Genomic DNA, 6,885 nt, shown 5'->3' on the forward strand with positions numbered 1-6,885 from the left:
TAATGAAAAGTCTTCCCATGAGCGATCGCTTTGGTTAACACAAGCTTCTACATGTAAAAAACGCTGTCGGAACTTTGTGTTTGTGCGATTTAGTGCATTTTCACCGCTTATTTTATACCATCTGAATAGATTAATCAAGGAAAAAAGCACATCTCCTGCTTCTTTTTCCATATTTTCTCTATCATTTTGATCAATAGCCTCCTTAAATTCCCCCATTTCTTCGGAAACTTTAGCCCAAACAGGATCAAGCTCATTCCAGTCAAATCCTAGCTTCGCGGCCTTTTCTTGCAGCTTATAAGCCGCCATTAAAGCAGGTAAACTTTTCGATACACCATCCAGCACAGAATTTTGAATATTTTTCTTTTCTTGTGCCTTTAATTCATCCCAAGTGTATGACTTTTCATCATTTTCAGGGTTAAAAACACGAGGATGACGACGAATCATTTTTTCAGCGACATCATTAATTACGTCTTGAAATGTAAAATGACCAGCCTCCTCTGCCAATTGACTATGAAAGACAACTTGCAATAATACATCACCTAACTCTTCACGAAGATTCGACATATCTTTATTATCAATAGCATCTACCACCTCATAGGTCTCTTCTATAAAATAGCGGCGTAAAGATTCATGCGTTTGCTTTTGATCCCAAGGACAGCCATTTGGTGCACGCAAAGTTTTCACTACATCGACTAAAGGTTGAATATCAATATTGTTCTTCATATAACTTTGCTTCCTCCCTATTGCGTCTAGCTTGTAAGCGCTTACCTATGACTGGGAAATGATATATATCATCTTTTACGACAGCTTTAGTAAGCCATAACGACAAACCATATACAAAGATAGCCACTACAATTGCTACAGTCACAGCACCACCATTACCTAATAAGTCAACAGTGCTCACATAGATAACTTGTGTAGCACCGCCCATGGCCATGGCAGATACTATTATTTTTAATAACTCTAATATGTTAAGTATTGAACCTACATATCTTTTTACAAAAATATAGTTAATAAGCGCTGCAATAGCAAAGTTTAAATTCGTCGCCCAAGCCGCACCATTAATGCCCAACTCAACACTACCTGTCAATTCATAATCTAAGAATGTCTTCACTAATAAGCCTATAAAAATCGATACCATAGGAATTATTGTTCTTCCTAACCCTTGCAAAACACCTGCAGTAATCTGTTGCCAACCAAGGAACACAATACTCAAACTAATAACAGCAATAACGGGTCCTGCATGAGGTGTTGCATATATTAGTTGTGATATTGGCGTAGCTAGTACACAAAGTCCAATGCAGGCTGGAATCGTAAACATATTAGCAATTTTAATCGCCGTTTCCGCCCGTTTTACGATGCGATGTACATCACCTTGAGTATGTGCCTCAGATACGGCTGGTACAAGACTAGCGGCTAAGGATGTAGTTAGAATGATCGGCAACCCAATCAGAGATGTTGCCATACCCGTCAGATAACCAAATTGTGTGGTTGCTTCATTGAGATAGTATCCAATATCCATCAATCGTTTTGGAACGATAAATGTATCAATGAGTGATACCATAGGAAGCATAATATTCGCCATAGAAACCGGTATGGCAAGACTAAACAATCGTTTAACTACGGTGCCGTTACTTTCACAAATGGCATTAGGATTCTGTTGTGAAAGCATTTTTTCTCGAATATTGCGTTGTCGGTAGTAAAAATAAATTAATACAAGTAACCCCGCCAATACGCCTGGGAATGTAGCAAAGGTCGCACCACCTGCCGCCAAATGAAGTCCTCGATCAATGAAGTAGTATGCCAAACCTACCATAGATGATACGCGAAAGATCTGTTCAAATACTTGACTCGTACCGGTAGGTACCATGTATTGGAAACCTTGGAAATACCCTCTAAAACAGCTTAGGATAGTCACTACAAAAATAGCTGGAGATAATAATTGAATAGCAATTAAAGCGCGTGAATCAGTGATGATTTGATTATCTACGAGCCATTGTGCACTACCATATAAAGCCAAACTAAATACAAGGCCTAATATAGCGAGTACCCTTAATGATACAAAAAATACTTGTTGTACGCCTCGCATATCATCATTAGCAAGCTTTTCCGCAATCATAATAGATATGGCTACAGGAATGCCTGCAGCAGAAATACTAACGATAATTTGATAGATTGGATAGGCCATCATATATAGGCCAATCCCTTCACCACCTAAAATCCGTGCGATAAGAACTTTACTAAACGCACCGATGACCTTCACGATAATACCGGCTAAGGTTAAAATCATGGCACCCTTTAAAAATCGATTCATAGGCCCTCCTTAGTCGGTGACTTGTGGCTAAGAGCCTTTATCACCGCTTCCGTAATGGTCAAAATAGAACCTTTCATACCATTAAGGCTCACATATAATGTGGCTGGTTTGGTATCCATAAACTTCATTTTTTTCCATAAATCTTCTGGTACAGCCCCCATATCCCAATCGGCCATTTTAGAATCGTCATGCCAATGGATAGTGAGTTGCTTATCTCTACGGACGATACTCTTAATGCCCAGTAGACGTGCTTGCTCCTTAATTTGAGCAATGCGCAACAAACGGTCTACTGGATCGGTTGGTGTACCGAAGCGATCAATGAGCTCATCCGTCATATCGTCGAGTTGCTCTTTAGATTTAATATGTAACAATCGTTGGTATACAGAAATCTTACGAGCACTATCTTTGATATACGCATCGTCAATAAACGCATCTACCTCTAAGTCGATAGCTGGATCAATGGATACATCTCGCTCAACTTCTTTATTTTGAGCCTTTGCAATCGCCTCTTCTAACATACTCACGTACATGCCAAAGCCGACAGATGCGATATTACCATGTTGCTGTGAACCTAATAGATTACCGGCACCGCGAATCTCTAAATCTCGCATGGCTAACTTAAATCCTGCGCCGAGCTCAGTGAACTCCTCTATAGCTTTCAAACGCTTTTCAGCTGCCTCTGAAAGTATTTTATCTGGCCGATACATAAAGTATGCATAAGCACGTCTACGAGAACGGCCTACACGCCCTCGCATTTGGTATAGCTGAGATAAACCTAAACGATCCGCATCATAAATAATGATAGTATTGGCGTTAGGAATATCTAAGCCGGTTTCAATGATACTCGTGGACAAGAGCACATCATAATGACCTTCATAGAAATCAGTCATAATCTCCTCAATTTGACGGCCTGTCATCTGTCCATGAGCAATGGCATAACGCAAGCCAGGCAATGCGGATTCTAATAGTTCTCCCATATGATTAATGGACGCAACACGGTTATATACAAAGTAAACCTGTCCGCCCCTCGCCAATTCTCGCTTGATAGCATCTGCGATGAGATTCATATCGTATTCCACCACATAGGTTTGAACAGGCAAGCGCTCCTCTGGCGGAGTATTGATAACAGACATTTCTCGAACACCAACGAGGGACATATGTAAAGTCCGCGGAATCGGTGTAGCACTCAAGGTGAGTACATCGATATTGCTAGCCCACTCTTTCCACTTTTCTTTCTGTGCTACCCCAAAGCGTTGCTCCTCATCTACTACGAGCATCCCCAAGTCCTTAAAGACAACCTTTTTGTTGAGCAATGAATGGGTCCCAATAAGGACATCTATGGAACCATCCTCTACACCTTTAAGAACTTGCTTTTTCTCTGATGTAGTACGGAATCGATTGAGTACATCTACTTTAACCCCAAATGGAGCAAATCGATTTAAAAAGGTTTGGAAATGTTGCTGTGCTAATACCGTGGTCGGTACAAGTACCGCTACTTGTTTACCGCTCATAACGGCCTTAAAAATGGCACGCATAGCCACTTCCGTTTTACCAAAGCCTACATCACCAGCGAGCAGGCGATCCATAGGAACAGGTCGTTCCATAGATTCTTTAATTTCCGCCGTAGCCTGTAACTGGTCTTCCGTCTCCTCATATGGGAACGCATCTTCAAACTCTTGCTGCCATGGTTGATCCGGCAAGAATGCAAAGCCTTCTGTGATTTCTCGTTGTGCATATATCTCAACGAGCTTATCTGCCAAATCATCAATGGATTTTTTTGCCTTTGTAACAACTTTAGCCCAGTCACGGCCACCCATCTTATGAATACGAGGCACATCACCTTCGTTGCCGATGTATTTTTGTAACTGATCTAAATTATTTGCAGGTAAGAACAATTTATCCGTTCCAGCATAAGCGATTTCAATATAGTCCCGATGGATACCTTCCGTTTCTATCGTTTTAAGACCAATATACTTACCGATACCGTGCATACTATGTACAACATAGTCACCAGGGGTTAAATCCGTGAAATAATTGATTTCTTGGCCCTTTTTAGGTTTGGTGCGAAGCTTGCGCTTTTGTTGTCCGTAAATATTGCCTTCTACGACTACTACTAAATGACTATTGGGCAATTCAAAACCATCTGTTAATAATCCTTTTAAAATAACGACAGTGTTCGGCTTTGCTATCCATGTATCACTATGAGTAAATGCAATATTTTCCCCTTCAAGGGCACGCTCAATACCTTCTCGTCGTTGCTGATTATTTAATACTAGTACCACTTGGTGATTTAAACGATGCCATTGCTTTATTTCATCTGTTAATAGGGGAATTTGACGCTCAAAGCTCGTCATCGTCTTCCCTTGAATACCAATAGGGTTAAATCCAGTAAGACCAATAGAGCGTTGTTGCATAAATGTAAAAGCCACTTGAGTTGTGGCATCTACAGTGCGCTGCAATTCGCTCCAGTCACAATGATTTTTCCGATGTGTAGGATCTTCTTTTAAGAATTTCTTTAACGCCTCTTGAATTCGCCCTGGCTCATCATAAACCAGAGTGCCCTCTTTCACATAAGATAATAAAGTACTGTCCGCATCACTTTTACCAAGAAAGAAAGGCGTTACCGTGTAGGATTCAATTTGCTCAATGGAACGTTGATTCTCAACGGAGAAGAAACGCAATGTATCGATCTCATCGCCAAAGAATTCAATACGAATCGGATGATCACTATTTACAGGATAAATATCCAAAATATCTCCACGCACGGCAAAATGACCACGTTGTTCCACCTGGTCTACGCGTTCATATCCAATTGTTACGAGCTGTTCAAGGGCTACATCACGTTCAATGGTATCATTTAAAGCAAAATGCAATGATTGGCCCTTTAAATAGTGAGGAGATACGACATATTGTGTAACCTCTTCAGCATTGGCAATGACTACTGCTGGCTCTTGCCACGCCAACAGTGCTAATGCTCGCATCTGCGCACCTTGGTCTTCAAGACTGCGAGCCACAGTCGTAAAGTCTACATGATCTGTTGTAGGAAATGATAAGACTGGTACATTAGGCATGAAAAAAGCTAAGTCCCGTTCCCACATCTCCTTATGGTCCTTATCATGAACTACGATGACTACAGGTTTTGTAAGACCTGCAGAAAAAGATTGACTTAAGAGGAAACTCTTTTGAGATCCGCTAAGACCATATATGACTGACTTCCCCTTTCGCTGAAATGCGTTTAGCCCATCCACAAAGGATGGGTTCTGTGAAAGCAGTTTTGTTAATGTATTATCCATACTGCACCATATAGTATTACTATGATTGTATTAATTAAATAGTTCTAACTCATTTATTATAACATATAACGTAGTAGTTAAATCTGTACCTATCTTCCTATCAAATTGTATGTGTTTATCGATATAAATATCCACGTTAATACTTAATTTAGGCAAAAAAAATACACCTCTAAAGGTGCAATAAAGTTGGTGCGGGAGAAGGGACTTGAACCCCCACGCCGTAAGGCGCCAGATCCTAAGTCTGGTGCGTCTGCCAATTCCGCCACTCCCGCGTCTCAACTGAAATAATAATATCATGTATGGAATTCATCGTCAATCATTTTTTTATAAATGACATAAAATTCATACATCGAAAAATATATTCCAAGGAAAATAACTATCTAAACCTTACAATTTACGTAAACCTAAAACAAATTCTAAATCTAAAAACTCTTAACTCTACAATTGTATATATATTAACGCTTAACGCCTTATCTAAACCTTAACTCTACAGGTCTCAATCTAAAAGTTCTTACTGATAATTAATATTTGCAAAATAAAAAGAGACTGACCCAGAATCCGAACTACTAGAACCCTGGGTCAGCCTCTTTTTTAGGATGATGATGAATAAATGCATGCCCTACATTTACCATAAAATATATTAACAGTCATAACATACGTCATGCTGGTAATACCAAGAAGGTAAATCCACCATGACCATAGCACGACATTTAGGTCGTATAGAACTAAAATCTAAATCAAATATAATACAATTTAGATCCTATAGAACTAAAAAATCCTTTTTACGAATACGTAAAAAGGAGCTATTAACTTCTCCTCCCTATCTCTCGTAGGTCAAATGGTGAATGTTGAATAGGCAGTTCTCCTGACTCGGCTTCATCGCTCATCTAGCCTTCCCAGTTTCCCAGTGACTTAATTTAGACTCGCTCGACCATACAGTGGCGGGACCGTGCTGGCATTTAACCAGCTTCTCTATTATGCTTTTCAGCACCTATTCCCAAATATGATGTTTTCTATGCTTTTATTCTAACAGTCTAAATTCATTTCGTCAATACGGCAGTAGCATATTTATTAATAAAAAAATGCTATATAGGTCTGCCGTATTGTTATAACAGAAATTAATAATTCAACTAGCTAGAAAACAAACTTATCCCACACGATTTCTAAACAACCACCCCGCCATTGACATAGTAACAATAGTTAATATAATCATAGGAATAAAGTTAAACCAAATATCCGTCAATCCTGCACCTTCAAGATAAATCCTGCGCATTGCAT

The 6,885-nt window shown here is 39.6% G+C and carries 3 protein-coding genes, 1 tRNA gene and 1 riboswitch; all 4 genes read right to left on the bottom strand.

Annotated features, from left to right (window positions below):
• Positions 1-723: nucleoside triphosphate pyrophosphohydrolase (gene mazG, locus RYO55_RS09455; RefSeq protein WP_314985280.1), on the bottom strand; the 723-nt coding region annotated here is incomplete at its 3' end.
• Positions 707-2,314 (bottom strand): polysaccharide biosynthesis protein, encoded by a 1,608-nt coding sequence (locus RYO55_RS09460; RefSeq protein ID WP_295816880.1) that lies wholly within the window; start codon positions 2,312-2,314, stop codon positions 707-709. The genes RYO55_RS09460 and mazG, both read right to left, overlap by 17 nt.
• Complete coding sequence (mfd, locus tag RYO55_RS09465; RefSeq protein ID WP_314985283.1) at positions 2,311-5,607, bottom strand: transcription-repair coupling factor; 3,297 nt, start codon at positions 5,605-5,607, stop codon at positions 2,311-2,313. Before mfd ends, RYO55_RS09460 begins: the two co-directional genes overlap by 4 nt.
• Before the next feature lie 187 nt (positions 5,608-5,794).
• Positions 5,795-5,879: transfer RNA gene (locus RYO55_RS09470), tRNA-Leu, on the bottom strand.
• A 565-nt stretch (positions 5,880-6,444) separates the two neighbouring features.
• Positions 6,445-6,617, bottom strand: a riboswitch (cobalamin riboswitch).
• Between the last annotated feature and the right edge of the window lie 268 nt (positions 6,618-6,885).

Origin of the sequence: uncultured Veillonella sp., from assembly GCF_963551295.1 — a bacterium.
Lineage (GTDB): Bacteria > Bacillota > Negativicutes > Veillonellales > Veillonellaceae > Veillonella.